Raw genomic sequence first — 26,525 nt, 5'->3', positions numbered from 1 at the left:
CCGCGTAAAGTTTCGCTTCTAATGCCCGGCCAATAGCCGGGCATTAAGACATTACAGTCTAGCTGCCATCGACACGAAGAAGATCGCATCGTACCTCAAATCGCTTTCGTTCGCCTCCCATAGGGATAAAACTGCTCTCAATCTCCTCGGGAACAGGGATATAAATCGTATTCTTCAACACCATTGTAGAGGTTTGATAAATTTTCCCCCCCGAATTCTGCGATATCGAATCACGCGTCTGGAGATCATAGTACAGCCCAAATTCGCCGGAATGATGGAGGAAGATGAAAAGTACTTTTTGCCCACCCCAAACTATTGAGGTTTTGTGCGGCTGCCAAAAGAAATCCCCCATCTCGCTCCGAACTTTTTCAGTCAGAGCTATAAAACAACGATAACCACGAAGCGCGGGCTGGTCACGAGGGATTGTCAGTAGCTTCATGGAGCTCGACACATCGGTTCGCATAATAGCGGGGAGTGCCTCCAATGTTGCAACCTCATCTTCACCGGAATTCCGAGTAGTCTCTTCATTTCGAACCACGTCTGGAACTACGTCCGTGACGTTACCCGCAGTGCCAGCTTCGACTACTTGCACAGAACTTCGCACGGCAGACTTCGAGCGACTTACCGCTTCGCTGAGTGTAATTCTACCGTCCGCGTAGTCGCTCCAAATCACTGATAAATTCGACGTGTCAGTTTCTTCGTACTCGAAAACTTCTCGGGGTTTGCGTATCGCCCTCAAAAACGCTTCTGCACCTTGTCGGGTACTGCTTGGAACCTTGTCTGCGATTTTCGGAAATATAGCGTTTCGGACGAAGTCTTTTACCATACTTCCAAACGCGCCATATTCAGTTTGGTAAAGTCCAAGTATAGTTGCTACCGCTGCACCTGCCGGATCTAATACAATTTTTGTAGTATCCGGCTTAGAATCTACAAGCATTGTAAGACCATGTGAGATCGTTCCAAACGCTATATGAGGGCTGCTAAGAAAATAATCAGTCTCTAAAATTGTCTGAATACGAAAAGCCAGCGCACTCTGCGAGCTAGTCCATTCCTTTTCAGGGGTAATTTTATCTGCGCGCGGCGCTATATCGACGGCCTGAACTTTGCAGTATCCCTGCAGGTAGTTTAGTTCGCATTGCTTACGTGGATTGTTTCTCGCAAGAATCAGAAGTGGTTTATCCTCCGACGAGTAACTAGCGATAATTGTTTGATCCGCACCGTCGTACATTGGCATCGTACCACTCTCGGTCCGCGCCTTGATCTCCTCAAGCTGAACCCGCTCACCGGGATGCGTAGAAACTTTGAGTTGGCCACAAAGGTCGTAGCGTCCGTGTGCGCATACCCATTGCATGAAGGGTGTACTGGAGTCTGCTTCAGGACGAGTTGACAACAGAATTGAGACATAGTTATCAATGTCTGTAATCACATTCTGCAGCAGCTGCATGCTATCGGTCGTCAGTGCTTCGCGGCCTGCCGTAGGTTGGAAACCCTGCATATCCGCAACCCCGCCAAATTGATAGCTGGAACCGACGGACACCGTGGCGAGGCCAAAGCCGCTTCGGAATGTTCGAATCGTAGCTATACCGCTACGTAGAAATAACCGGCCGGAGAGCGGGTTTCCATTCCACCTCAAATTAGTGATGTCCAGGCCAATGTCGGCGTTGTTTGAAAGCTTTATTGCGACGTTGGCCATAAACCGTGGACTTATTCCCACGTCGGTGCGCTCGTCTGTCCAAGCTACGCTAACAGGCGGCACAAGGCTGCTTAACTGTTGCCCGCTCAAGCACTCTCCGTTCACAGTAACTGGGGTGTCCAACAGCGCAACGAATTCGGCCACATATGCTCTAACTTGGCCGATATCCAGATGAGTGCCTGGAATTATGCTCGCAATGATCTCCGTACCAGGCTGGCCTGTTGACGGAAGCGCTTCAGTCGCAATACAGTCTTGGTTAAATACGAGCTCGTCACGCCTCGCAATGCATTTCGTTCGCTCACCAGTTACTGCACTTTCAGTTGTCACTTCTAATACATCAGCAATACCGAAATTCGCCATTGCACCTATGCCGAACGTCCCAACGACTCCAGCATGACGGGCCTCATCTGTATTTTTGCTGCTGCTTCCTGCTTGCCAAAAGTGGCGTGCAAGATCTTGCTGAGTCATACCGATGCCATTATCGCGAACTACTACGCGAAGTGGCGTAACCTCAATTTCAATGAGGGGCTTATACTGGGGGTCTCGATGCTTACGTAGTAACGTTGCGTCGAAAGCGTTCTGCGTGTTTTCACGTAGCAAAGCAAGGGGTGACTGGTAAATCTGCTTGGCGAGCAGTTCCAAAACACGTGACGTATCTACCGCGAACGGAATGAATGCAGTGCTCACTTGCTTTTCCCCATCATTTTTTTAAGATTCAGTTTCAGCTTGAGGCTGTCTTGTGTAGCTGCGTCAACTCCAAAGCCATCAGCACTTTCTAACAGTGTCTCTGCGTCGTTCAACATATCGGCAGAAAGAAACGCACCATACAGCGCAACAAATTCGCTAATGTTTGTCGGAGGCTGGAGGACAGGTATGAGCTTTTCTGTTTGATTGGCTTCCCGTGCTGCCTCAACGAACAACATTCTGGCGTGGCCAGTGATAGTCGATCCAAGAGACTCTAAAAGCGCCACTGCAGCTGTCGGATCCCCGCTAGCGATTGCTGTCTCAGCTCTTAAGACCGTTGCACTTGCGAAGTTCCGCGGATCCAACGGAGCAGCACCCGCACGAGCTGCTGGCAATGTCCAGCTTAATTCAGAAAACCCGTCAACACGAAAGACTCCACGACCACATCGACCGAAATGGTTGCCCTGAGTCATCTCCCGCACATGAATTCGAGCACTTGTGTAGGAGTCATCAATCACAACCATGTTGTACTCGCGATTTATTCCTCTAGGAAGCTCTCGAGTCCCAGCGCATAGCGATCCTGCACTCGAAATCGCCATCGATAGCTCCTCTGGCAGGTGAATCGCGTAAGCGCCAGCGTCCGCTTGATGTTGGTGCCCATGGAAACCTAGCCGAAACCCATTTCCAACCATCTCCTGTACTGCAGCAATGTCCATATAATCATCGCCATGCGGTGGACCTTGGAAGCTGTGGTGCCAAGCAGCGAGACGCAAAATGGGCTGTTGCGGCAAATCTCGAATGGCTAACGAGCACGCTCCTAGCACACTCCGCTCGATCGCACCTTGGCGGCAGAAGCAATCGTTTCCATGCACTGATTCAAGTGCAGCCACGACGATTCGACCACCGTCGAGTTCGAAGAGATTGAAACCCCGCCGGCGATCAATTGGATATTTCAGGGTTACGCCTTGATAGAACCGCTCTAAAAATTGCCAATAGGCGTCCAGACGGGCCCTGTAGGCATTTGCATCGCTAATTTCGTAGATTGATCGCGATGCCCAGTCCCAACGTAAGCTACTGGAAGCCTGAAAAAGCTCTCCGTGCGCCGCATGCGGTGGGTCTTCCGGAACGAGCTGTTTCATGGCATCCCGCGCGGTATTCCAGCAAACATCATGATTGCCTGGGACAATCACTACGCGGCTGTTGTCGCCATCGAAGAAACGTTCGGCCAGGGAGGAGAGAAACTCATACGCTACGTCGTACTGCTTCGATAGTTCATCAGCGTGATTGGAGGTACCAAGCCTAACTCCTTGGATAATATCGCCACTGACAATCGCGGCGTCAGGCTTCGGAACCTTCGGTGTCTCAACGAGATACCGATCCTGGTCCGCAAGCAGTGCCCCGAGCAGGGACGCATTTTCGATTGGGTCATGAGATGATCTGTGCAGATCAGATATATGAAGCAGAGTGAACACGCAGGCCTCGCGATTTCCAAGCCGTCCAGTTGGCGACTGTGTTGTAGATAATTCGCGGCAACATCGTGCGCGGTTTTTTTTGATACCATTTTTCAGTTTGGCGACTAATGTCACCGCGAAGCGTCCATGGCACAGTGTCGTCACGTAGATTTAGCTTTGATAGCACTGTACTTTCCTTGTGCAGGCTTGCCTCAATTCGTGTCACCCTGAATTTCTTTTTATCCATATAGCTCCGATGCACCATGATGGTAGCTCAGTGCCATATTTCCGCCACTGCTGCCGGTAAAAAAACAGTGCAAGCAACAAAAAAGCAGTGCTCCTCAGCATTACTAGGTCAAAAAGTGGGCAAAACAAGCGGCTGACAATCGCAACACCAGCTACCTTTATTCGAACCAGGTTGACATTGATGCCACCAGGCAAGGCTACGCCGGCTGTTGAAACTGACGTTTTCACGCCCTCCTAGACGAACTAGAACTTGAAGGCTTGGGGAAAGAGGCTTGTGCGGGCAGGGCAATCCTGACGAAAGAGAGGGATGGTGACCACATATTTAGCTGGAAAACATCACCCGTGTTGCTGGGTTTGGAAAACACCCCAAAAATTATAGAAACTCATTCGATGCCCGGAACAAAGCTATAGATTTTTGCAAGAACTATATTTGCCCATCCATTTGCGTCTATTGCGTTAAAAGAACTGTTTAGCTCTAACCCATCGACTGTCGACTTGGTCAGCGATGGATGCCTTATTCGACACATGTTTATCTGATCTAAGATCTTCTTCGCTCGAAACTGATAAGACTTTTTCGACCAGCTGTTATCGGCAGATGGCCACCGGTTTTGAATTGCGGTTAACATTAACAACTCTTTGAAAAACTGGTTATCCATTCGCTGAAGATCTACTTTATACAATAAAAGTGTGCACTGACCTGATTCTCCTGCCTTCAATTCCATTTCGAGGAGATAAAAGTACTGATGGCTCGTTGTTAATATTTCGGTCCATATCACTTTTCTAGGGTATTCAGAGCCGTCAACGTCGGTTATTATATGCCATGTTCTTTTCTTTCCCACATTACTTGGAAAGGAGGCTATTAAGTCTTCGCCATCGTCACTGACAGATCCATTCAGCTTACGGGTCCTAATCGTCCAATTCAGGGGCACTGTTTGTTGGCGTAACTCTGCTAACATTTGCATAAACTGTTGCAGCTCTCGACCTAATAGGTAATCTTGGCTCTGGAATATGCTAACTCCAAGATTTCCTTGAGCATCTTTAGAATAGCTGCCATCCTCGAAGGTCAGCGAGTTAACCGGCACGTCGACGCATATGCTTGACCCACGATCAACTTTCTCCGCTGGAGGGCTTCTATATTCGAACTCCAGACCTTCAAAAGCGCTAAATTGGTTGGTGTTGCATAAGGACACGCGGCGTCCAAGCCTTTGATCAGCGGGCAGATCAGTAAAAAAATCATCTTCCTCCTCACCACCATCAATCTGTGCTCTAAAGCTGGTGGGCGCATTACCTGAAATATCAACAGTTCTTCCCGTCACTGAAGGCGTGTTATCTCTTACCACTACTAGTCTAGTGAACTCTTTTGCTTTAGAACAGTGATTTATCTCCATCGCAAAGATCGCCCATTGCGGATCGTTCCCTTTGTTACTTAGCAGCATTCTTTTACCCGCCACCCCAAGCTGGGTTGTACCGTCGAAAGGAAAAATCGCCTTTAACACCAGTGGGCTTTTGCTAGAATTGCTGGCCGCTGCATTATTTAATTTCGTCGAGGATAGCTGATTGTGGGGGTAGTGTAGAGCCGCCCGAGCACGCTTTGAGATATATGCACGAGCCAAAACTGCAGCCTCTTGCTTGTTTATGTCTTTTTTGACGTAAAGAATAGGAACTCGGCCTTCTAGATCACACTTATCCCAGTCGATAAAGTCTTGAATTCCCCCCTGTAGACTGCTGGATAGTAATCGAGCAGAGGCGCCGTTATAAAACCGAAAAATTTCTGACGCGGGAACTACTAACCATTTTGTACGTGGGTCGTTTAATACGGGGATTACTGCAAATGATGATGAGGCGAGGGAACGGCGGTTCTCACCCATGTGATAATTGGGCAAAAGGTCGTTTGCCCACTGCCCGTTCAAAGGTATTGAGTGGGTTAGAGGAAAGTACCTGGTTTGATCAACATCAATAACCACTCTCTTTTCCATCTCCCCTGGCTGTGCGGCCAGCAGGCCGTTTTTCCAAAGCGATCCAACTTTGAACTCATAAAGCCAAGAGGCATGGGCCTTTATTTTAAGAGATACTCCGTTCGAGGACGCTGCGACGTAAGGTTTGTTCAGCCCATCCTCTACAAGCCCGGAAAAATAGACTGTGACCCTAGCACCTAACCGCGCATCCTCCTCAATGGGGCCAATGCCATCCACTCGCCATAAGCCTGCTTGCTTTGCTAACCATTTATGAGGCTGGTCCATTTCGGCCCTTCACTATCAAATAGTGAAGGATATTTACGTTTTATGGCGTGTACTTGCAATTATTTTTAGTTCTTACAGCCACCACCGACCAGCGCCGGCCCGGACGCCGAGTGGTGCGGTTGCCTGAACGGACGCTGCGGCCAACTGGTCAGTGGAACCTGGCTGGCGACCGACTGAATGGCCGCCACTTCCAGCGCTTCGTACTCATCCAGCGGTGGCAACAGACCGGGCAATCGGCTGGCAAGCAGCGTCTTGCCCGTGCCAGGCGGGCCGCTGAACAGCAGGTTATGCGCCCCAGCCGCAGCGACTACCAACGCGCGCTTGGCCGCCGTCTGCCCCTGTACTTCGCTGAGGTCCGGGTAAGGTTTGGACTGATGCAGCAAGCCACTGGATTGATAGGGCGTAATCGGCGTGCGCCCGTTGAAGTGTGCCACCAGCTCCAGCAAATGATTCACTGCAATGACCCGCAAGCCCGACGCCAGACACGCCTCCTCAGCGTTAACGGCTGGCACGATCAACGTCCGCTCCGCCGCACGCGCGGCCAGTGCGGCGGGCAACACGCCCTGAATCGGCCGAATACCACCCGACAGCGCCAGCTCCCCCAGGCACTCGACATCCTGCAACGCCGTCAACGGCACCTGCCCACTGGCTGCCAGCAAACCCAGCGCGATCGCCAGATCAAACCGGCCGCCATCCTTGGGTAAATCGGCGGGTGCGAGATTAAGCGTGATACGCCGCGCCGGGAAATCCAGCCCGGAATTGAGAATGGCACTGCGCACCCGGTCCTTGCTCTCCTTGACCGCCCCTTCTGGCAACCCGACGAGCGTCAGCGTGGGCAGCCCGTTGGCCAGATGCGCTTCAACAGTAACCGCCGGGGCTTCAACCCCGACCTGGGCACGACTATGGACGATGGCCAGCGACATGGATCATTCCTTGATATGAGCGACGGGGCGTTATCGTGCGTCATTCGAGGATTAAGGGCAGGTGGGGAATGGATACAGGGTGTTAATGAGGGCTACTGACAGACTGCAGGCGTGATCTGTCCGCTGAGCTCAACGTGTGGAGTGGTCGTTGAGCTCAACGTGCGTCATTGCCGGAACGCAACGTCAGACCCTCAGCGAACGAGGGATAGCGGTGAGCACGAGGACAGGACACTGTGATTAAAAAGGACGCATTCCTACAGCCTCTTGCGATGCGTCGTATTGGATGCAGAGTGGTGGAAGAATAAAGTGCTTCCTTAACGAATAACGTTAAGCTTTAATCATGATTGTGAGTTTTAAATGCGCCGATACGAAAGGGTTATTTCAAAATGGCAGGACCCGACTATGGCCCGCGCTAAGGACGGTTGCAGAACGAAAGCTCGCAATGCTGGACGCCGCAGTCCTGCTGTCGGACCTTCGATCTCCGCCGGGTAACCGGCTTGAGACGCTTGATGGCAATCGTCGCGGTCAGCACAGCATACGTATCAATGCCCAGTTTCGAATTTGCTTCGTTTGGGGCGAGAACGGTCCCGAGGACGTTGAAATTGTCGATTACCACTAAGGTGCAACAATGACCAAAAATGGAATGCGCCCCGTCCATCCCGGCGAGGTTCTGAAAGAGGAATACCTCGAACCCATGGGGCTTACCGCCGCTGCCTTGGCTCGTGCACTGAATGTTTCAACACCGACAGTCAATGACATCGTGTTACAGCGAAGGGGCGTGAGCGCGGATGTAGCGCTGCGTCTGGGCGTATGTCTTGATACGAGCCCCGAGTTCTGGTTGAACCTGCAACTCACTTATGACCTGCGCAAGGCAGAGATCGAGAAGGGCGCGCAGATTCGCGATCAGGTCAGGTGTCTGGCCCACTGCGCCTGACAACCTGCCCCAGCCCTAATCCGTCACTCAGCCTTTTCAGCCGGCCCCATCTTCTCTTCAAGCTCCGCCATCTTGGCTTCCAGCGCCTCCAGACGGGCGCGGGTGCGGGCGAGGACGGCCATCTGGCTGTCGAACTCTTCGCGGCTGACCAGATCCAGTTTGCTGAAGCCGCTTTGCAGCAGGGCCTTGAACTGGGTTTCGAATTCGCTGCGTGGCACGGGGGTTTCGCCGTTGAACAGACGTGAGGCGTGGCCGCTGAGGGCGTCGAGGAAAGCTTTGGGCGCGAGCATGATGGTTTTCCTGAATCAGATGGGCGGCAGTGTAGCACGCAGGGGCTATAGTCAATTCTGGCGGGCGGCAGTGCACGGTTATGGCGCGCGCCGGCGTGCACGTGCGCACCATGCTTGTGCATTCGCTGTGCATAGAGGCGGCTGTGGTGCGTGTCAAACGGCTCAAGGGCCTGTATTTGATGAATATTCACGAGATGGCAAGCTTTCTGCTTAGTGGCTTATGACCCATGCACTGATGCAGTCGCTGTGACGAATGCAGTGCGGCAGGCGGAGCGGGGAAGTGTTTCGTCAGAAGCGGTTTTCTGGAGTCGGTCAGGCCTGATCAGGCGACCGGCGCGTTACAAAGCCAGGCACTGCGCTTAGACTTGAGTCGGGTTTGTTTTCCTGGGGCAAGTCCACCAAATTCGGGAGAAAGTTTTCATGAAGCTAGTCACTGCCATCATCAAGCCGTTCAAATTGGATGACGTGCGCGAGTCGTTGTCTGAAATCGGCGTGCAGGGCATCACCGTTACTGAAGTCAAAGGCTTCGGTCGTCAGAAAGGTCACACTGAGCTTTATCGCGGTGCTGAATACGTAGTCGACTTCCTTCCTAAGGTGAAGATCGATGTTGCCATCGATGACAAGGATCTGGATCGCGTCATCGAGGCCATAACCAAGGCCGCCAACACCGGCAAGATCGGTGACGGCAAGATCTTCGTGGTCAATCTGGAACAGGCCATCCGCATCCGTACCGGCGAGACCGATACCGACGCTATTTAAGCCGCCAAACCCCAACGCCCCAGGAGAAAACAATATGACTCTGCGTCAATTCGCAGGGCTAGGAGCCCTGTTGTCCCTTGCAGTACCTGGTCTGGCCCTGGCGGCTGACCCAGTGGCCGAGCCCGTGCTCAATTCCGGTGATACCGCATGGATGTTGACGGCGACCGCTCTGGTCCTGTTCATGACCATCCCCGGCCTCGCGCTGTTTTACGGCGGCATGGTTCGCTCGAAAAACATCCTGTCTGTGATGATGCAGTGTTTCGCCATCACCGGCATGATCAGCATCCTGTGGGTCGTGTACGGCTACAGCATCGCGTTTGACACCACCGGTATGGAAGCTGGCGTCGTCAACTTCAATTCCTTCTTCGGCGGCATGGGTAAAGCGTTCCTGGCGGGTATCACGCCATCGAGCATTACCGGCGCTGCGGCATTGTTCCCTGAGGCGGTGTTCGTCACCTTCCAGATGACCTTTGCAATCATCACCCCTGCGCTGATCGTCGGTGCTTTCGCAGAACGCATGAAGTTCTCCGCGATGCTGATCTTCATGGCGATCTGGTTCACTCTGGTCTACGCGCCAATTGCCCACATGGTCTGGGGCGGCGTCGGTGGCTTGATGTGGGACTGGGGCGTTCTGGACTTCGCAGGCGGTACCGTCGTACACATCAACGCCGGTGTTGCTGGCCTGGTTGCCTGCCTGGTGCTGGGCAAGCGTAAAGGTTTCCCGACCACCCCGATGGCTCCGCACAATCTGGGTTACACCCTGATCGGCGCCGCGATGCTGTGGGTGGGCTGGTTCGGCTTCAACGCAGGTTCCGCTGCTGCGGCCAACGGCACTGCCGGTATGGCGATGCTGGTCACCCAGATCGCAACTGCCGCTGCCGCGCTGGGCTGGATGTTCGCTGAGTGGCTGACCCACGGTAAGCCAAGTGCTCTGGGCATCGCCTCGGGTGTGGTTGCAGGTCTGGTGGCGATCACGCCAGCGGCCGGCACCGTAGGCCCGATGGGCGCGCTGATCATCGGTCTGGTGGCAGGCGTCATCTGCTTCTTCTGCGCCACCAGCCTGAAACGCAAGCTGGGCTATGACGACTCCCTGGACGCCTTCGGCGTTCACGGTATCGGCGGTATCGTCGGCGCGATCCTGACCGGCGTCTTCGCAGCCCCTGCACTGGGCGGCTTCGGCACAGTGACCGACATCGGCGCTCAGGTATGGATTCAGTTCAAAGGCGTCGCGTTCACGGTCATCTACACGGCCATTGTGACCTTCGTCATCCTCAAGGTGCTGGACGCGGTGATGGGTCTGCGTGTCACCGATGAGGAAGAGTCTGTGGGTCTGGACCTTGCGCAACACAACGAGCGTGGCTACAACTTGTAACGAGCCGCTGCGCTGTAAACAAAAAATGCCCGGTTTCCGGGCATTTTTTTGTCTGGAGGTTGTGGATAAATCGAGTTTTTCTGCTGTCACTGGTTTGCCTGCGTCAATGATTTCGGCACAGTGACGTGGTGTGGGTAACGTTGTCCTGTCTGTCTTCGTTAACGTGCAGTGAAGCCGGTTTATTGCGCGCTTTGCTTTTTTCTCAGGCGAGTTAGAATGCGCGCCGAAGGTGCGGAGAATGGTATGTGGCATCAATCCAGAATTACGCTGCGGGCAAGACCTCGCGGGTTTCATCTGGTCACTGACGAGATACTGGCAGGCTTGCCCCAGCTGAGAGAATGTCGAGTCGGGCTGCTGCATTTATGGCTGCAACATACCTCGGCCTCGTTGACCGTCAACGAGAATGCCGATCCGGCGGTACGTCGTGACTTCGAGCGTTTTTTCAGCCGGCTGGTGCCTCAGGGCGTCGACGGCTATGAACACAACGACGAAGGCCCTGATGACTTGCCCGCGCACTTCAAGGCCAGTCTCCTTGGCTGCCAGTTGCTGTTGCCGGTCTCGGCGGGGCGATTGGCGCTGGGCACCTGGCAAGGTATTTATCTGGGCGAACATCGAGAGGCAGGTGGTACTCGTAACGTCCAGGCCACTCTTCAGGGTGAATGGATATAACCGCTGGGGTCAGTGGTTATTGATTTTTCCGGCGGCCTCAAGCGTTTGAGGCGGTTGGGCTATAACTAAATCTGCTTTCGCAAGTCATGAGGTAGAACATGAGCGACGACGACAACGACAACGACGATCTGGTAGACGACCTGGAAGGCGAGGAGGATGGTGACGAAGGTCTTGTTGCCGCCACCGAAGACGACGCTGTCGAGGTAGACGATGCCGAGGTTTCGGCACCGGCTGCCAAAGGCAAGGCCAAGGCTGCAGTTTCGGTCGATGAGCTGCCCAGTGTAGAAGCCAAGAACAAGGAGCGTGATGCGCTTGCGCGTGCGATGGAAGAATTCCTGGCGCGTGGCGGCAAGGTGCAGGAAGTGGAAGCCAACGTGGTTGCCGATCCGCCCAAGAAGCCTGACAACAAATACGGCAGCCGCCCTATCTAAGGCAGCCCATGTCGTATGAGAACGAGCCCGCCGTCGCTGCGGGCTTTTTCTTGGCTGCAATTTGAGCGCAGCCGGCTGGCCTCAGGCCCAGCGCGCCAGGACTTCGGGCAATTGCGACAGGTTGTGAATTTCCGCGTCCGGCAACTGATCGGCATCCCAGGCCTTGCCTTGCGGGTTGTACCAGATGGCACGCATGCCGGCGCGCTGGGCTCCGGCGATGTCGTCGCTGGGGTGATCGCCGACATGCACCGCAGCACTGGCATCTGCGTTGCCGCGCCGCAGGGCTTCCAGGAACGGGGCAGGGTCAGGTTTGCCGATACCCAGGTCCTCGGCACACAGCGCGAAGGTAAAGTAGTCGGCCAGACCCAGGCGGCGCACGTCGGCGTTGCCGTTGGTGATGACGCCCAGCGTGAAGGTCTTGGCGAGGATTTCCAGCGTTGGCTGCACATCAGGGAAGACCTGCACCTGATGGCGCCCGTGCAGAAAGACTTCGAAACCCTGGTCGGCCAGGTCCTGCGCCTCGTCGGCGTCGTAACCGGTATCCTCCAGCGCATGAAAAAGCACCCGGCGGCGCAGGGCGCTGATTCGGTGCTTGAAGGAAGGATCCGCTTCTACAAGGCGCGACCGGATCTCCCACAGATGCTCCACGGGCACGGGGCCGAGCCTGGGGGCGTGCTCGGCCAGCCAGTCGCGCAGTGCCGCCTCGGCACCCACAATCGCGGGAGCCGTGTCCCACAGTGTGTCGTCCAGATCGAAAGTCACCAGCTTAATCATCTACAGATCCTTTGCGTTTGGCGCGTGGATGGGCGCTGTCATAAACAGTAGCCAAATGCTGGAAATCCAGGTGCGTATATATTTGTGTGGTCTTGATATCGGCGTGGCCCAGCAGCTCCTGGACGGCCCGCAAGTCCTGTGATGACTCCAGCAGATGGCTGGCAAAGGAGTGGCGCAGCATGTGTGGGTGCAGGTTCTGGCCCAGTTCGCGCTCACCGACGGCCTTGACCCGGCTCTGCACCGCACGAGGCCCCAGGCGTGTGCCTTTCTGGCTGATGAATACTGCATCCTCTTTCGGATTGGCCAGTGCACGCAACGGCAGCCAGGCTTCCAGCGCCTGACGGGCCTTGCTGCCCACAGGCAACACGCGGGTCTTGCTGCCTTTGCCGAGCACCTGCACCAGACCATCGCGGAGGTCCAGTTGGTCGAGGTTCAGTCCGGTCAGCTCCGACAAGCGCAAGCCCGAGGAATACAACAACTCCAGAATAGCCTGATCGCGGCGGGCCATGAAATCATCTTCGACGCCGCCGTCCAGCAGTTGTGAGGTTCGGTCGGTGTCCAGCGTCTTGGGCAGGCGACGTTCGCCCTTGGGCGGGGACAGGCCGTTTGCCGGATCGTGTTGGCACACGCCTTCGCGGTTCAGGTATTTGTAGAAGCCGCGCACGGCCGACAGCATGCGGGCGAGGCTGCGCGAGGACTGTCCGTGCTGATGCTGGCGGGCGGTAAAGCTGCGCAGGTGCTGAATGTCCAGCGCGGTCCAGCTCGACAGCCCGGCTTTCTTGCAGAAGGCCAGCACCTTGTCCAGATCGCGCCGATAGGCTTCCAGCGTGTGAGGAGACACCTGCCGCTCACTGCGCAGGTGCATGCAGTAGGCGTCCAGATGCTGTTCCATGGCTAGCGGACCGAACGCAGCGAGTGGGCGAAGCGTGGCAGCAGGCGGCTCAAGACGTCAGCGATATAGCTGAGGAACAGTGTGCCAACCGAACTTTTGTAATGCTGCGGGTCACGGCTGCCGATGGCCAGCACGCCGTGCAGGCCTAGGTGGTTGAGGCTGGCGATGGCTGTCGAGCCGACTTCCTTGCCTTGTTCTGCGCCGAACAGAAAGGCCAGTTCGTGTTCACGCAAGGCGCCGCACACGACCTTTTCACCGATCAGCCCACCGATGGTTTTCTGTGCTTCTGCGCTGCTGACCCAGCGCCCGACCGGCATCGGATTGTCGCTGAACAGAATCAGGCTGACATAGGGCACCTGGAAATCCTGACGCAGGCTGTCTTCGACCGCGATGACAATCTCGTCCAGGCTGGTAGCGTCCATCAGCGCAAGGTTCAGGCGGCGTGTCTTTTCGAACAGCCGATCGTTGTCCCGGGCGACGTCCATCAGTTGTGACAGGCGATGACGCATTTCGATATTGCGCTCACGCAGCAGCTTGAGCTGGCGCTCGACCAGCGAAACCGTGTCGCCACGCTGGTGCGGGATGCGCATCGACACCAGGAGTTCGTCGTGCTCGGCGAAGAAGTCCGGGTGCTGCAGCAGAAAAGCGATGACCGCCTCTGCTTCAAGGTTTGGCGCTGCGCTATCGGCAGGCGATTCGCTGGGGGTGCCGGTTGAAGCTGGAGGCTGATCAGTCATCGCATTTGCTCACTTAAAGACGAACCTGGCCTTCGTAAACCCTGACGGCCGGGCCGGTCATCATCACAGGATGCCCCGGGCCTGCCCATTCAATGGACAGCCGCCCGCCAGGCAGGTCAATCAACAGCGGCGACATCATCCAGCCCTGGGTAATGGCGGCCACTGCGGCAGCGCAAGCGCCCGTGCCGCACGCCTGGGTTTCCCCGGCGCCACGCTCCCAGACCCGCAATTGTGCGCGCTGGCGATCCACGACATGCAGGAACCCTACGTTAACCCGTGCGGGAAAGCGCGGGTGATGTTCGATTTTCGGGCCCAGCTCATGAACCGGCGCATTATTGATGTCATCCACGCGCAGTACCGCATGGGGATTGCCCATCGAGACGGCGGCCAGTTCAACGTTCTGTCCGTCAACGTCGACGGTGTAGCTCGTCGCCTGGGCTGCGGCCTGGAACGGAATCTCGTCCGGAATCAGGCGCGGCGGGCCCATGTTGACGCTGATCTGCCCGTCGCTACGGATATCCAGCTCGATGATGCCGCTTTTGGTCTCGACGCGGATCTGTTTTTTGGCCGTCAGGCGCTTATCGAGCACGAAACGCGCAAAGCAGCGCGCGCCGTTGCCGCATTGCTCGACTTCCGAACCGTCGGAATTGAAGATGCGGTAGCGAAAATCGACGTCCGGGTTGTTCGGTGCTTCGACCAGCAAGAGCTGATCGAAGCCGACACCGGTGTGCCGGTCGCCCCACTGTTTAGCGTGTTTGGGCAGAATATGCGCGTGCTGACTGACCAGGTCCAGGACCATGAAGTCGTTACCCAGCCCGTGCATTTTGGTAAAACGCAGCAGCATGGGGTTACTCCGGCAGCAGGCTTTCGCCAGCGAACAGCTCGGCCACGGTTTCGCGACGACGCACTTCAAAGGCCTGCGTGTCGTCCACCAGAACTTCGGCAGCACGGCCACGCGTGTTGTAGTTCGAACTCATGACAAAGCCATACGCCCCGGCCGAATGCACGGCCAGCAGATCGCCTTCGGCCAGTGCCAGCTCCCGGCCCTTGGCCAGGAAATCGCCGGTTTCGCAGATGGGTCCTACGATGTCATAGGCGCGTGCAGCGCCGTCGCGCGGACGCACGGCCGTGACGTCCATCCAGGCCTGATACAGCGCCGGGCGTATCAGGTCGTTCATGGCCGCATCGACGATGGCGAAGTCCTTGTGCTCGGTGTGCTTGAGGTATTCGACGCGGGTCAGCAGGACACCTGCGTTGGCCACGATGAAACGCCCCGGTTCGAACAGCACGCCCAGATCACGGCCGGCCAGGCGTTCGCGCACGGCCTTGATGTAGTCCGCCGCCAGCGGCGGTTCTTCGTCGCGGTAGCGAACACCCAGGCCGCCACCCAGATCAATGTGGTGCAGATGAATGCCGCAATCGCCCAGACGATCGACCAGGTCCAGCAAGCGATCCAGCGCATCGATGAAAGGCGCAAGCGTGGTCAGCTGTGAGCCGATGTGGCAGTCGACGCCGATCACTTCAAGGTTCGGCAACTGCGAGGCGCGCACGTAAACGTCTTCAGCGTCTGCGATGGCAATGCCGAACTTGTTTTCCTTGAGGCCGGTCGAGATGTACGGGTGGGTGCCCGCGTCGACATCCGGGTTCACGCGCAGCGAGATCGGCGCACGCACGTTCAGTTCGGCGGCGACGGTCTGCAGGCGTTCAAGCTCGTCGGTGGATTCGACGTTGAAGCAGTGGACGCCGACTTCCAGCGCACGACGCATGTCTTCACGGGTCTTGCCGACACCGGAAAACACGATCTTCTCAGCCTTGCCGCCAGCGGCCAGCACGCGCTCCAGTTCGCCACGCGAGACGATGTCGAAACCGGCGCCGAGGCGGGCCAGGACATTGAGCACGCCCAGGTTGGAGTTGGCCTTGACGGCGAAACACACCAGGTGCGGCATGCCGTCCAGTGCATCGGTGTAGGCGCGGTATTGTGCTTCGATGTGAGCGCGGGAGTAGACGTAGGTCGGCGTGCCAAAGCGATCGGCGAGGGCAGACAAAGCTACACCTTCCGCGAACAGCTCACCGTCGCGGTAGTTGAAAGCGTCCATGTAATTCCCTTAAAGATGCTTGTGCGATTGCGATTTGGCTTGTTCATCGGGGGACTTGGTGTCATCCGGCAGATACAACGGGCCTTTTTGACCACAGGCTGTAACAAGACAAGCGACCGCGACGAGCGCAGCAAGCGAAGAGATCAGGCGCTTCATGGCGAAATCCTTTGTAAAAGCATTAATTGCGCCCGAGTATACCGGCCACCCGACGGCTTGCCTATGCAGGGCTCCTCCCGTCCGGCGGGCTTTTGACGCGATAACGAGGGTATTGATCTGTTACGCCGGATTATCGCGTTCAGTCATGCCAATGACGGGTATGCTTTGCATTTGCCGGATGGCATCCGTATCTTGCCCCACTGCGCTTTCAGCAGACACTTTTCGAGGTTCCCGCAATGAGTTTGACCGAAGCCCGCTTTCACGACCTGGTCGATGCTACCCAGCAAAATCTGGAGGATGTGTTCGACGAGAGTGGCCTGGACGTGGATCTTGAAAACTCGGCCGGTGTGTTGACCGTCAAGTTCGAAAACGGCACCCAACTGATTTTCAGCCGTCAGGAACCGCTTCGTCAGATGTGGCTGGCAGCGCGTTCAGGTGGTTTTCACTACGATTACGACGAAGAGCACAGCCGTTGGACCTGCGACACCAGCGATGAGCTGCTGAGCGAGATGCTTGCTCGCATGACGCTGGAACAGGCCGGTGTCGAGCTGGATTTCGACGAGATCTGATCGTGAGCCAGACTACCCAGCCTGCTGCCGTCAGGCCGCCCAAGCCGCTGTACAGCAATGTCAGCCCCGCCGTGCCCTCGCCGTGCATCAGCACGTGCCGGCTGGATGAGCACAAGGTCTGTCTGGGATGCTTTCGTCATGTTGAAGACATCCGCGAGTGGCGCTCGGCCGATGACGAGCGCCGACGCCAGATCCGCCATGCAGCCGAGCAGCGTCGGTCCCGCGCTGACACAGGCCATGCCGCCGGCTGACGTCCCGTCGGGTTGTGTATTTATTGCACTGTGTTAGTGTCAGAACCTGCTTCTCTTGATAGAGAGGCCCGTCAAAACCCCGCCCAGCTCGGCGGGGTTTTGCTTTTATCACGCGCGGAAAAAGGAGTCTGCCCCGATCATGAACACTGCACCTTCACTCATCCTCACCCGGCTCGACGTACAGCGTCTTGAGCACCTGATCGACAGTCTGGACGATTCCACGCCGGGTCTCCTGGCGTTGCAGGCCGAGCTGGACCGCGCCGAACAGGTGGTCGGCCACGATGAAGTGCCTGCAGGCGTCGTGACCATGAACTCCCGTGTGCATTGCCGCGAAGAGGGCAGCGGCAAGGACTATCACCTCAAGCTGGTTTATCCACAGGATGCTGGCACTGAGGGCACTGTTTCTGTTCTGGCACCGATGGGCTCCGCGCTGCTCGGCCTGCAGGTCGGTCAACACATCGACTGGCCCGCGCCGGGCGGCAAGACCCTCAAGCTGACGCTGCTCGCCGTTGAGTATCAGCCGGAAGCAGCAGGCGAGTATCAGTAAGCCTGTGCGCTCATCGACCGCCAGAGAGAGCGAGCTTGCTCGCGAATTAAGGCGGTACAGTCGTAGAAGAGGCGGCGGCTGATGCATCGCCTTCGCGAGCAAGCTCGCTCCCACTGGGTTTTGTGTTTATTCGACAGGATCTGTGTATGGCACGGAGTTCAAGCTGACGGTGCTCGCCCCCACGGGGTTTGAGGCTGTCCGACACCTCACGCCTCGTCCATCGCCTCATTGAGCAGTTTTTCCAGTTCGGCCTTGTGGCGCAGGAACAGGATGCTCTGGCCGTGCCCGTCGTTGAGCAGGCCTGACAGGTCCAGATCGGTGATGTAGCAGCGATAGCGCTTGGGCTCCAGGCGTTTGCCGAGAATCTGGCGGGCCACCGCCTGATACAGCTGATCGCCATATTCGAGTTCGGAGAACTCGCTGTTGTCGCAGTACAGCGTGACGTTCAGTTGCCCCGGGGAGGTTTCCTCGATGATGGCCTGTACGTCGTAGAACGGTTTGTCCGCCGCCGTCGGGGCGCGGCGTGGTTCGATGCGGCGTGCGCGTGACGCGCCAGCAGGCATGAGCTGGTAGTAGAGCGTCTCCAGCAGGGTCGGTTCGTCCGGGTTGTCCAGCGGCAGTGACGCGCCGCGACGGTAGACCAGCGAATGAAAGAAACGCTGCAGCGGCATCAACAGGCTTTGTTCATCGTGCCACGGTACGCGTTGATGCCAGAGCGAATTGTGTTCATCCAGCACGTACAGGTCTGCCTCGTCATCGCTGACGCGGTAGAACACCTGGATGCATTCCGGTTGCCCGAACGGCAGGATTAACGCCAGATCGTGACCATCCAGTGCATGCGGGTCCAGATGCAGCGGGCTGTACTGGGGCAGTTCTTCACCCAGGTATTTGAACAGTCCTGGCAAGCTGTTGACCACCACGTGGCCAACCTGGCCAGGGACCATTTCCAGAATGTGGTACTGCTGCTGCACCTGAATCAGGTAGCGATGGTTGAGGCGTCGCGCGAGCAGCAGGCGTGCAGTATCGGTCAGTTCTTCAACACGCTGGGCGATGGCGGGTGCCCGGTTGTGGCAGAAGCAGCGCACATGGATACGTGGCTGGTTGGCGCCCTGAGGCAAGCTGCTCAGCAGCTCGCTCAGGCAATCCAGCAGCGCGTGCGGGCCGTCGTAGCGGTTGACCAGCGTTTCGTTCCAGCTGTTGAGGGTGATCTGGTCCAGGGTGAGCACCAGATTCTCGCGAACGCCTGCATAACTGAGCGAGTCGGTGCGCTCGGTCGTCATCAGGATATTCAAGTCGCGGTGATGCCTGAGTGGGTCGACCCCCACATTGACCAGCAGCAGTATTTCCCTGGGTTCGCTTGCCCGCAACAGGGCGTCGTCGCTGACGTCGGCCAGCGGCAGTTCGATGGTCTGTTGCAAGGCACCGAGCAGATTGAACAGCTCGAATTCACTCAGGTCGCTGGTTCCGGGATGCAGGGCGACGCGGGTTGTGGTGTCGATGACATTGTTGCGATGACACCACGCCAACAGGTCGAGCAGCTCGCGACTGCGCTTGATCGGAGAAAAATTCACCCATTCGTGTATCCCCAGGCTGCCGTTGTACAGCGCCCACTGATGCTTGCCGGGCTCGCGCTTGTCCGGTGAGTGCACCAGGGTCAAGGTGTCTTCAGCCAGATCCGGCGCGATGCCGGGGTTGATGAACTCGACCTTGCCCGCCTTGCGTTCGAATGCGGCATACAGGCGTCGCCCCAAAACCGTCAGGTCGCGAGCGTTGAGTGCGTCAGCGGTGCTTTGCAGTCGGGCGAACTGAGTCTGGAACCGATAGCTGTAATTCAGCTCGTTGACCAGTGCGCGGCGTTCGTGCGCGACCTGGCGGACTTTCCACTGGCTGCGACTGTCGAGCAGTGCCAATTGACGTTCATCCCAGCCCCATTCCTGGGTCAGACGCTCCAGTAACTGCCGCTGCCAGCTGTTGCTGCGCTGACGCGTCGGGCCGGTGAGCTTCTTGTTGACCTTCAGGTAGAGACTGCGTCGCACCAGCTCCAGGCGCTCCGACTCCTTGCGGGCCAGCAGGTGTTCCTCGATCCGGCGATACACGACCATATAGGGGTCGAGTTCGTCCAGGTCCAGCCGGTTGGCGAATACCGCCTGCTTGAAACGCATGCTCAGGCATTGAACGTCCGGGTGCTCGCTGGAGTACACCTCGATCAGCAGTAGTTTCAGAACGGATTTGTAAGGGGAGTCGATGGCCTTAAACAGTTGCCAGAGCCCGGCACCGACGAATTCAGCAGGCGGAATCTGCGCCATCGGCCCCAGATCGATGACTTCCTCGGCGCGAATGAATCGTTTGGACAGCAGCGTGTGGGTGTAATCCTCGTAGCTTTGCTCTTCGTAGACCGGCACCAGCCACCACATGGGGGTGCGTCCCGCGAGCCAGATAGCGGTGCGGTAAAACTCGTCGAGCAGCAGGTAATGCTGGGTTGTGCCGCAATCGTCAGAGCTGAGCTGCGTGTCGCGATCCCCCTTCCTGAAGCGCTGTGGGTCGATCAGAAAGAAATGCGCTTCCGCGCCCATGGTCGTGGCCCATGCTTCCAGCGCCTGGCATTTCTTGCGCAGCTCGGCGACGGCTTCAGCGTCCAGCTCGCTGTCGTGGCAGACCCACACATCCATGTCGCTCTGTTCGGCCTGCGCGAGCGTGCCGAGGCTGCCCATCAGAAACAGGCCGTGGATGGGCTGTGGAGGATTGCCGTGCCTGGCCTTGTACGAAAAGGAGCGCGTCATTCGCTGGGCTTCGGCCAGCGCCAGTGCGTCGGGCTCGTAATGGGAGACACCGGCAGGCGTACTGCTGGAGACATAGCCCGGCAATAGCGGATGGTTGACATGGAAGAACAGCGGCAACAGGGTCAGCACGGTTTGCTGGCGCGTCGACATTCCTTCCATGGCGCGCGCGTACCGCCCGTCATTGAGAGTCAGGAAACGGTTACGCAGCTGGCTGAGAACCTTGCGGTCAATGCCCTCATCCAGGTCGGGGCGAATTTCAAGATTACGCGTCATCGCAACTCAAGGCATCTGGCCTGTGGCAGGCGTGGAATTACTGAGCAAGATGGCGAAGAAGGTTTGCAGCCGAAAGAATGCAGGTTCGGTCGGGTTGTTATTCTGGCGCCAATTTTCTATATCGACCGGTGCTGCGATAAATGAAGGGCCTGCAGCCGTGTTTTTGCGGCAGGCCCTCAGCTAATCAGGCCGCTTCTTTTGATACATCCAGAATGGTCAGCAACGACTGGGCGTGCTCTGCAGCCTCAAGCCCCAGGCTGGTGAGGTAACCGCCATCGACCTGAGTCGTCAGTCCTTTTTCAAAGAGTCTTTTTGCAGCGGCAATCGCCGTGGGCGCAGCCACGTGATGGACTTTGAGGCCTTCCTGGATATTACCCAGGTTGAACAGTGCAAGGATTTCCAGTTCGGCAACCAGCTCAGGGGTATACGACATAGGTGCTCCAGACTTTTTGTAGTAGTACGACCTCGCAGGCTGCGGGTGTGTTCTGGAATCGACGTGTCCGTGCTGCGCTCGTCGGTTCTGGATGACCGCTGAAGCCGGCTTGGCGTGAGAGCCCCGGAGGATGTAGCGGCAGCGGGGCATTTGCAGTGTAGTCCAGCGCTCTTGAACTTTGCAGCATATATCTGACGGGTTTGAACCGGCGGGCCGGTTACTTCTCGGGAGGCAGCTCGGGCAGGGCGCGCAGGGCCGTTTCGTACCACTGGGTATCGAACGGGCGGTCCTGATCCAGCAAGGCGTCGATCTCGATCGCCAGTACATGAGCCATCATCTCGAGGATGTCATCACGCTCATAACCGACCAGCGTCAGCTTGTTGAACGTGGCCTTGGCGGCAGGAGGATTGTCGGCCTCGATCTGGTTTTCGATGGCTTCGATCAGGGTCGAGGCGGCGAATTCTTCTTCATCATTGTCGATAACGTCGGTCATGGCGATTCCTCAGGAAAGGCCCGCAGTCTAACCGGATTCCATGATCCGGACAGCCAGGACGTGCCCGACATCTCTTTGTAGGAACGGTCCTTAAAAACCCAGAAAGTGATGCAAGTCATTGATCTTAAAAGTTAAATTGATAGGCTTCTGACCGCCAGTGAATGGCTCATGCACACAGGGTCAAGGAGGCCAGCGATGCTGAAACTTTACGGATTTGCATCAAGCAACTACTTCAACATGGTCAAACTGGCGCTGTTGGAAAAACAGTTGCCATTCGAGGTCGTGCCGCTGTTCGGCTGTCAAAGCCCCGAGGTGCTCGCCGTCAGCGCACGTGGCAAGGTGCCGGTGTTGGGAACGGACGAGGGTTTCATCAGTGAGACGGACGTCATTCTGCGTTACCTGGAAGAGACCTTTCCCGATCGGCCGCTGCTGCCTGCTGACCCGTTTTCCCGGGCGCAGGTCTGGACCATCGCCAAGGAAATCGAGTTGTACATCGAGTTGCCGGCGCGGGTCTGCTACGCCGAAGTGATCTTTGGCGGCAGACCGACACCGCCCGACCTCAAGGCCAAGGCGCACCGGGATCTGGTCAAAGGCGTTGCCGCACTGGCCCAGCGCGCCCGATTCGCGCCTTACGTGGCAGGCGAGCGGTTCAGCGTGGCGGATGTGTATTTTCTGTACAGCATCGACCTGGCCCGGCAGGTGGGCGAGCGATTGTTCGACCTGGACTTTCTGGGCGACATGCCGAAAGCGCAAGCCTTGCTGGAGCGCTTGGCATTGAATCCGAATGTCCAGCAGGTCGCCGCGGACAAAGAGGCAGACTGGCCGGTATTCATGGCGCGGGTGAATCCGGCAGGGCGTCAGGCAGGCTAGGCAGCGCCGATTCCTACCGTGGGAGCGGACCGGGCGGCGCTCCGCTTGTCCGCGAAAGCAGGCACATCCGACGCCAGTGCAGCGTCTGAAATGCAGCATTCGCGGACAACCGCGATGGCGTCAGTCTATTCACTGACAGGGCGCTGCAGAAATCGCATCGCCGGCAAGCCGCCTCTTATCAAACAACCCATAAGTCACTGAAGAAAATGGATTTTGTGGGAGCGGACTTGTCCGCGAAAAGGCCGGTACATCCGACGCATATGCGGTGGCTGAAACACTGCATTCGCGGACAAGTCCGCTCCCACGACGCCCGGTGTTTGCTGCGCGACAGCGCTACGTCGAAGACGTGGTGGCGCCTCCCACAGAACATGCATTTATCCAGTGAGACGTATGTTTAGCTCAGAGCCTTTGCTTGATCAACGACTCGCCAGCAGTGCCTGCCCGCGAACCACGGCAGCCCGCACCTGTCCGGGTGCTGTGCCGCCGATATGGTTGCGCGCGTTCACCGAGCCTTCCAGGGTCAGCACGGCAAACACATCCTGCTCGATCTGATCGCTGAAACGGCGCAGTTCGTCCAGGCTCATTTCCGCCAGGTCCTTACCTGACTCGACACCGTACTTCACGGCATGACCAACGATTTCGTGGCAGTCACGGAACGGCAGGCCGCGGCGTACCAGGTAGTCCGCCAGGTCGGTTGCGGTGGAGAAACCGCGCAGTGCCGCTTCACGCATGATGGCGTGTTTCGGCTTGATCGCAGGGATCATGTCGGCGAACGCGCGCAGCGAGTCACGCAAGGTGTCGGCTGCGTCGAACAGCGGCTCCTTGTCTTCCTGATTGTCCTTGTTGTAGGCCAGTGGCTGGCCCTTCATCAAGGTCAGGAGCCCCATCAGGGCGCCGAACACGCGGCCGCTTTTGCCACGCACCAGTTCCGGAACGTCCGGGTTTTTCTTTTGCGGCATGATCGAACTGCCGGTGCAGAAACGGTCTGGCAGATCAATGAACTGGAACTGGGCGCTGGTCCACAGCACCAGCTCTTCGGAGAAGCGCGACAGGTGCATCATTGCCACGGAGGCGGCTGCGCAGAATTCGATGGCAAAGTCGCGATCCGACACACCGTCCAGCGAGTTTCCGCCAACCGCGTCGAACCCCAGCAATTTGCAGGTCAACTCGCGATCGATCGGGTAAGTGGTGCCCGCCAATGCAGCGCTGCCCAGCGGCATGCGGTTCAGGCGCTTGCGGCAATCCACCAGGCGCTCGTAGTCACGGCTGAGCATTTCGAACCAGGCCAGCATATGGTGACCAAATGTAACCGGCTGGGCGGTCTGCAGATGGGTGAAGCCCGGCATGATGGTGTCGGCTTCGCGCTCGGCCTGGCCCAGCAGACCCTGTTGCAGACGAGTGATTTCGCTCAGGATCAGGTCGATTTCGTCACGCAGCCACAAGCGAATGTCCGTGGCCACCTGATCGTTACGGCTGCGACCGGTGTGCAGTTTCTTGCCGGTGATGCCGATACGGTCGGTCAGGCGCGCTTCGATGTTCATGTGCACGTCTTCCAGATCGACGCGCCACTCGAACGTACCTGCTTCGATCTCGGTCTGAATGGTCTTCAGGCCGTCAATGATCGTGTCGCGCTCGGCGTCAGTCAGAACGCCGACCTTGGCCAGCATCGTGGCGTGGGCGATGGAGCCCATGATGTCGTGGCGGTACAGGCGTTGATCGAAGGTGACGGAGGCAGTGAAGCGCGCGACGAACGCGTCGACGGGTTCACTGAAGCGGCCGCCCCAGGACTGGTTGGTCTTGTCGGTGCTCATGGATTCGCTCGTTGCTCTACGGAAAGTGGCGTGCCCGATACGTGGCACACAGGCGGTTGCGATGATAACAGGGTTGCCACTTTTTTATTTCCGGATGGCTTGCCGCTGGCCCGGCCAGAGCCGAGACTGAGCCGATGCGAGATGATCCTGTAAAGCGTGACGCCGGGCGTAGGCCCGGCAAAGAATTCTTCCTCCCCGAACTGTGCCTGCCGCAGGCCCTGCTCGTGCTTGTGGTGCTGGCCGAACTGCTGGTTCTGGTGTTGGTGCTGGTCGAACCCATGCGCGCGGGTTTCGACTGGGTGCGCCTGGCGCTGATGTCGCTGTTCGTGCAGTGGATCGTGCTGCTGTCCGCCGCGCTGCTCTGCGGGCTGCGACCCTGGCTGGCGCGCCTTTCACCCGGACTTGCCGGACTGCTCGGTTGCCTGCTGGTGGTTGGCCTGACGCTGCTGTGCACGGCGGTCACGGATGTGTGCCAGCTCACTGGCAGGATCACGGTGGGCGGCATGGTGGATCGCTACATCCGCTATTCGTTGATTGCCCTGATCATGTCCGCGCTGACGCTGCGCTACTTTTATCTGCAGAGTCAGTGGCGCAAGCAGCAACAGGGCGAATTGCGGGCCAGGATCGAGTCGTTGCAGGCGCGTATCCGGCCGCATTTTCTGTTCAACACGCTCAACAGCATCGCAAGCCTTGTGGCCAGCAACCCGGTCAAGGCCGAGCAGGCGGTGCTGGACCTTTCCGACCTGTTTCGTGCCAGTCTGGCCAAGCCCGGCAGCCTGGTAACGTGGGGCGAGGAGCTGGCTTTGGCAAAACGATATTTATCGATTGAGCAATATCGTCTCGGCGAGCGTCTACAGTTGGACTGGAGGGTGAGCGCAATTCCCGATGACTTGCCGATTCCCCAGCTAACCTTGCAGCCATTACTGGAAAACGCTTTGATTTATGGCATTGCCCCGCGAGTCGACGGGGGCGTGGTCACGGTCGAAGCAGACTACGAAGGGGGAGAGTTCATATTGCGCGTCAGCAATCCCTATGAAGAAGTTGCCACTCGGCAGACTTCCAACGGTACTCAACAAGCCCTGACAAATATCGGTGCTCGCATTACGGCACTTTTTGGCCCATACGCCAGTCTGAGCGTGGAGCGCCGTGACGGTCGTCACTACACCTGTCTACGCTATCCTTGTGCGAGACTCACGCAGGAAGCCAGAGCTATATGAATGTCCTGATCGTTGATGACGAACCCCTGGCCCGCGAGCGACTGAGCCGATTGGTCAGCGAAATCGAGGGTTACCGGGTACTTGAACCCAGCGCCACAAATGGTGAAGAAGCTTTGGCGCTGATCGATAATCTCAAACCAGATGTCGTGCTGCTGGATATCCGCATGCCAGGCATCGACGGGCTGCAAGTCGCAGCCAAACTGTGCGAGCGTGAAGCGCCGCCTGCCGTTGTCTTTTGTACCGCACACGACGAATTTGCCCTGGATGCTTTTCAGGTCAGCGCTGTCGGTTATCTGGTCAAGCCCGTTCGCCCAGAACACCTTATCGAGGCGTTGAGAAAGGCCGAGCGCCCCAACCGCGTGCAGTTGGCGGCCATGACGCGTCCGGCAGCCGAAAGTGGTAACGGTCCACGCACCCATATCAGTGCCCGGACCCGAAAAGGCATCGAGCTGATTCCGCTGGACCAGGTGATCTATTTTATTGCTGACCACAAGTACGTCACCCTGCGTCACGAGGGGGGCGAAGTCCTGCTGGATGAGCCGCTCAAGGCACTTGAGGATGAATTCGGTGACCGCTTCGTGCGTATTCACCGCAATGCGCTGGTAGCGCGTGAGCGCATCGAGCGTTTGCAGCGCACACCGCTGGGGCATTTCCAGTTGTTTCTCAGAGGCCTCAATGGTGATGCATTGATCGTCAGCCGTCGTCATGTGGCGGGCGTTCGCAAGATGATGCAGCAGTTGTAGAAACCTGCTGTGACGGTTTGCTCGCGAAAGCCGAGCCATGGTACTGGCGTCAAAACCTGAACCCTGGGTAATCCGGTTCTCTGCGAACAACCGCCTCCTTTTCCGTCGAATCCGTGGGCTGAAATCGTCGTCAGGACGCGCCGTCAGGCGCTACTTTTCGGTCTACGCTGAAGTCGTTCCGGCTGAGCTGT

At 57.3% G+C, this 26,525-nt stretch carries 26 protein-coding genes and 1 pseudogene; 12 read left to right on the top strand and 15 right to left on the bottom strand.

Annotated elements, in window-relative coordinates:
- Positions 1 to 58: 58 nt before the first annotated feature.
- From BUB69_RS23030 to BUB69_RS23015, 4 genes and pseudogenes are all read right to left on the bottom strand, one after another.
- Positions 59 to 2,380, bottom strand: coding sequence for an ATP-binding protein (locus BUB69_RS23030; RefSeq protein WP_073171007.1), 2,322 nt, complete (start codon positions 2,378 to 2,380; stop codon positions 59 to 61).
- Positions 2,377 to 3,963 carry a metallophosphoesterase family protein gene (locus BUB69_RS23025; protein ID WP_175561830.1) on the bottom strand — a complete coding sequence of 529 codons (1,587 nt, stop codon included), beginning with the start codon at positions 3,961 to 3,963 and terminating at the stop codon, positions 2,377 to 2,379. Before BUB69_RS23025 ends, BUB69_RS23030 begins: the two co-directional genes overlap by 4 nt.
- A 494-nt stretch (positions 3,964 to 4,457) precedes the next feature.
- Entirely contained in the window at positions 4,458 to 6,314 is a 1,857-nt protein-coding gene (locus tag BUB69_RS23020) for a hypothetical protein (protein WP_073171001.1), read from the bottom strand.
- A 71-nt stretch (positions 6,315 to 6,385) separates the two neighbouring features.
- Positions 6,386 to 7,237: pseudogene (locus tag BUB69_RS23015) on the bottom strand (YifB family Mg chelatase-like AAA ATPase); the annotation flags it as partial.
- A 340-nt stretch (positions 7,238 to 7,577) separates the two neighbouring features.
- Here BUB69_RS23015 and BUB69_RS23010 point away from each other — a divergent pair.
- Together BUB69_RS23010 and BUB69_RS23005 are read left to right on the top strand one after the other, a co-directional pair.
- The gene (locus tag BUB69_RS23010) at positions 7,578 to 7,856 is read left to right on the top strand and encodes a type II toxin-antitoxin system RelE/ParE family toxin (protein ID WP_073170993.1); all 279 of its coding nucleotides are present in this window, start codon (positions 7,578 to 7,580) and stop codon (positions 7,854 to 7,856) included.
- 9 nt (positions 7,857 to 7,865) lie between these two features.
- The gene (locus BUB69_RS23005) at positions 7,866 to 8,171 is read left to right on the top strand and encodes a HigA family addiction module antitoxin (protein WP_024695088.1); all 306 of its coding nucleotides are present in this window, start codon (positions 7,866 to 7,868) and stop codon (positions 8,169 to 8,171) included.
- A gap of 23 nt (positions 8,172 to 8,194) precedes the next feature.
- On the opposite strand, the gene BUB69_RS23000 is transcribed toward BUB69_RS23005, so the two are convergent.
- Positions 8,195 to 8,461 (bottom strand): accessory factor UbiK family protein, encoded by a 267-nt coding sequence (locus BUB69_RS23000; protein ID WP_073170989.1) that lies wholly within the window; start codon positions 8,459 to 8,461, stop codon positions 8,195 to 8,197.
- A 420-nt stretch (positions 8,462 to 8,881) separates the two neighbouring features.
- Here BUB69_RS23000 and glnK point away from each other — a divergent pair, with 420 nt between their 5' ends.
- From glnK to sutA, 4 genes are all read left to right on the top strand, one after another.
- A complete protein-coding gene (glnK, locus tag BUB69_RS22990) occupies positions 8,882 to 9,220 on the top strand; it encodes a P-II family nitrogen regulator (protein WP_002555808.1) in 339 nt (112 codons plus the stop codon).
- 34 nt (positions 9,221 to 9,254) lie between these two features.
- Positions 9,255 to 10,592 (top strand): ammonium transporter, encoded by a 1,338-nt coding sequence (locus BUB69_RS22985; protein WP_024687449.1) that lies wholly within the window; start codon positions 9,255 to 9,257, stop codon positions 10,590 to 10,592.
- Positions 10,593 to 10,835: 243 nt separating this feature from the next.
- The gene (locus tag BUB69_RS22975) at positions 10,836 to 11,261 is read left to right on the top strand and encodes a secondary thiamine-phosphate synthase enzyme YjbQ (RefSeq protein WP_073170981.1); all 426 of its coding nucleotides are present in this window, start codon (positions 10,836 to 10,838) and stop codon (positions 11,259 to 11,261) included.
- 98 nt (positions 11,262 to 11,359) lie between these two features.
- Positions 11,360 to 11,692, top strand: coding sequence for a transcriptional regulator SutA (sutA, locus tag BUB69_RS22970; RefSeq protein ID WP_073170977.1), 333 nt, complete (start codon positions 11,360 to 11,362; stop codon positions 11,690 to 11,692).
- Positions 11,693 to 11,773: 81 nt separating this feature from the next.
- Here sutA and BUB69_RS22965 read toward each other — a convergent pair whose 3' ends face one another.
- From BUB69_RS22965 to lptM, 6 genes are read right to left on the bottom strand one after another with little or no spacing between them, the layout of a single operon-like run.
- Positions 11,774 to 12,466 carry an HAD family hydrolase gene (locus BUB69_RS22965; RefSeq protein WP_073170973.1) on the bottom strand — a complete coding sequence of 231 codons (693 nt, stop codon included), beginning with the start codon at positions 12,464 to 12,466 and terminating at the stop codon, positions 11,774 to 11,776.
- Complete coding sequence (xerC, locus tag BUB69_RS22960) at positions 12,459 to 13,358, bottom strand: tyrosine recombinase XerC (protein WP_073170970.1); 900 nt, start codon at positions 13,356 to 13,358, stop codon at positions 12,459 to 12,461. The genes BUB69_RS22965 and xerC overlap by 8 nt, the downstream gene beginning before the upstream one ends.
- Positions 13,359 to 13,360: 2 nt before the next feature.
- Complete coding sequence (locus BUB69_RS22955) at positions 13,361 to 14,095, bottom strand: DUF484 family protein (protein WP_073170967.1); 735 nt, start codon at positions 14,093 to 14,095, stop codon at positions 13,361 to 13,363.
- A 13-nt stretch (positions 14,096 to 14,108) separates the two neighbouring features.
- Positions 14,109 to 14,939 (bottom strand): diaminopimelate epimerase, encoded by an 831-nt coding sequence (gene dapF, locus BUB69_RS22950; protein WP_073170964.1) that lies wholly within the window; start codon positions 14,937 to 14,939, stop codon positions 14,109 to 14,111.
- A 4-nt stretch (positions 14,940 to 14,943) separates the two neighbouring features.
- Positions 14,944 to 16,191, bottom strand: coding sequence for a diaminopimelate decarboxylase (gene lysA / locus BUB69_RS22945; protein WP_073170961.1), 1,248 nt, complete (start codon positions 16,189 to 16,191; stop codon positions 14,944 to 14,946).
- Between the two features lie 9 nt (positions 16,192 to 16,200).
- Positions 16,201 to 16,347, bottom strand: coding sequence for an LPS translocon maturation chaperone LptM (gene lptM / locus BUB69_RS22940; protein ID WP_032610549.1), 147 nt, complete (start codon positions 16,345 to 16,347; stop codon positions 16,201 to 16,203).
- Between the two features lie 236 nt (positions 16,348 to 16,583).
- Here lptM and cyaY point away from each other — a divergent pair, with 236 nt between their 5' ends.
- The 3 genes from cyaY (at position 16,584) to rnk (ending at position 17,714) form a co-directional block, all read left to right on the top strand.
- Positions 16,584 to 16,916 (top strand): iron donor protein CyaY, encoded by a 333-nt coding sequence (gene cyaY / locus BUB69_RS22935; protein WP_073170958.1) that lies wholly within the window; start codon positions 16,584 to 16,586, stop codon positions 16,914 to 16,916.
- Entirely contained in the window at positions 16,916 to 17,167 is a 252-nt protein-coding gene (locus tag BUB69_RS22930; RefSeq protein ID WP_163032163.1) for a DUF1289 domain-containing protein, read from the top strand. Before cyaY ends, BUB69_RS22930 begins: the two co-directional genes overlap by 1 nt.
- Positions 17,168 to 17,306: 139 nt before the next feature.
- Positions 17,307 to 17,714, top strand: a complete 408-nt coding sequence (gene rnk, locus BUB69_RS22925) for a nucleoside diphosphate kinase regulator (RefSeq protein ID WP_073170952.1) — start codon at positions 17,307 to 17,309, stop codon at positions 17,712 to 17,714.
- A gap of 206 nt (positions 17,715 to 17,920) precedes the next feature.
- Here the strand turns inward: rnk and BUB69_RS22920 are convergent, their stop codons facing one another.
- The 3 genes from BUB69_RS22920 to BUB69_RS22910 form a co-directional block, all read right to left on the bottom strand.
- Positions 17,921 to 20,767, bottom strand: coding sequence for a class I adenylate cyclase (locus BUB69_RS22920; protein ID WP_073170949.1), 2,847 nt, complete (start codon positions 20,765 to 20,767; stop codon positions 17,921 to 17,923).
- 184 nt (positions 20,768 to 20,951) lie between these two features.
- Positions 20,952 to 21,200 (bottom strand): TIGR02647 family protein, encoded by a 249-nt coding sequence (locus tag BUB69_RS22915; protein ID WP_073170946.1) that lies wholly within the window; start codon positions 21,198 to 21,200, stop codon positions 20,952 to 20,954.
- Positions 21,201 to 21,417: 217 nt separating this feature from the next.
- Complete coding sequence (locus BUB69_RS22910; protein ID WP_073170943.1) at positions 21,418 to 21,693, bottom strand: hypothetical protein; 276 nt, start codon at positions 21,691 to 21,693, stop codon at positions 21,418 to 21,420.
- A 195-nt stretch (positions 21,694 to 21,888) separates the two neighbouring features.
- Between BUB69_RS22910 and BUB69_RS22905 the strand changes: the two genes are divergently transcribed.
- Positions 21,889 to 22,563, top strand: a complete 675-nt coding sequence (locus tag BUB69_RS22905; RefSeq protein ID WP_073170939.1) for a glutathione S-transferase family protein — start codon at positions 21,889 to 21,891, stop codon at positions 22,561 to 22,563.
- A gap of 416 nt (positions 22,564 to 22,979) precedes the next feature.
- Here the strand turns inward: BUB69_RS22905 and argH are convergent, their stop codons facing one another.
- Complete coding sequence (gene argH, locus BUB69_RS22900) at positions 22,980 to 24,374, bottom strand: argininosuccinate lyase (RefSeq protein ID WP_073170936.1); 1,395 nt, start codon at positions 24,372 to 24,374, stop codon at positions 22,980 to 22,982.
- A 134-nt stretch (positions 24,375 to 24,508) separates the two neighbouring features.
- On the opposite strand from argH, the gene BUB69_RS22895 reads away from it, so the two are divergent.
- The gene (locus tag BUB69_RS22895; RefSeq protein WP_073170933.1) at positions 24,509 to 25,591 is read left to right on the top strand and encodes a sensor histidine kinase; all 1,083 of its coding nucleotides are present in this window, start codon (positions 24,509 to 24,511) and stop codon (positions 25,589 to 25,591) included.
- On the top strand, positions 25,588 to 26,334 hold the full coding sequence (locus BUB69_RS22890) for a LytR/AlgR family response regulator transcription factor (protein WP_073170930.1): 747 nt from the start codon (positions 25,588 to 25,590) through the stop codon (positions 26,332 to 26,334). Before BUB69_RS22895 ends, BUB69_RS22890 begins: the two co-directional genes overlap by 4 nt.
- Positions 26,335 to 26,525 lie beyond the last annotated feature (191 nt).

It is taken from the genome of Pseudomonas asturiensis, from assembly GCF_900143095.1.
Lineage (GTDB): Bacteria > Pseudomonadota > Gammaproteobacteria > Pseudomonadales > Pseudomonadaceae > Aquipseudomonas > Aquipseudomonas asturiensis.
The sequence above is the reverse complement of the archived record's forward strand: the minus strand, read 5'-3'. Positions and strand labels throughout refer to the sequence as shown.